Source organism: Telluria sp. AZSoR62 (assembly GCF_058111565.1).
In genome coordinates this window covers 1-343 of record NZ_JBYTST010000167.1, presented here as the reverse complement: position 1 = coordinate 343, position 343 = coordinate 1, and the positions used below count along the sequence as shown (strand labels likewise).

Sequence of the window (343 nt, the reverse complement as noted above, 5' to 3'; positions counted from 1 at the left end):
CCCACGTAGGTGCTTATCCCCAGATGACGCAATTCTGGCGGAATCCGTTCAAAACTCAACCCAGTGACTCTCATTAGGTCGAAAACTGATGAGACGTCCAGGCTGAAGAACAACTGGGCCTCTTGCCCGCGATCGACTGCACAGTGGTAACAGCCGTAAGTGAAGTCGATCAGCTTGAGGGCTTTTGCCAAAGACAAACTTCGGTCAGTGCGTCTAGGAATATGTTGCTTCCGCACCGGTACGTAACGCACGGATATCGCACGGTGGCTGTTTAGTCCCTGCTCCATGAAGCCTTCCGGCTTAGCCCGCCCCAATGCCCGCAGCGAATCCTGATGGTCCGAAA

At 54.2% G+C, this 343-nt stretch carries 1 protein-coding gene; it reads right to left on the bottom strand.

Annotation, left to right across the window (positions count from 1 at the left end; genetic code table 11):
* The coding region (locus tag AC3XQU_RS23370; RefSeq protein ID WP_489876537.1) for a hypothetical protein at nucleotides 1-287 on the bottom strand (287 nt) is incomplete at its 3' end.
* Nucleotides 288-343 lie beyond the last annotated feature (56 nt).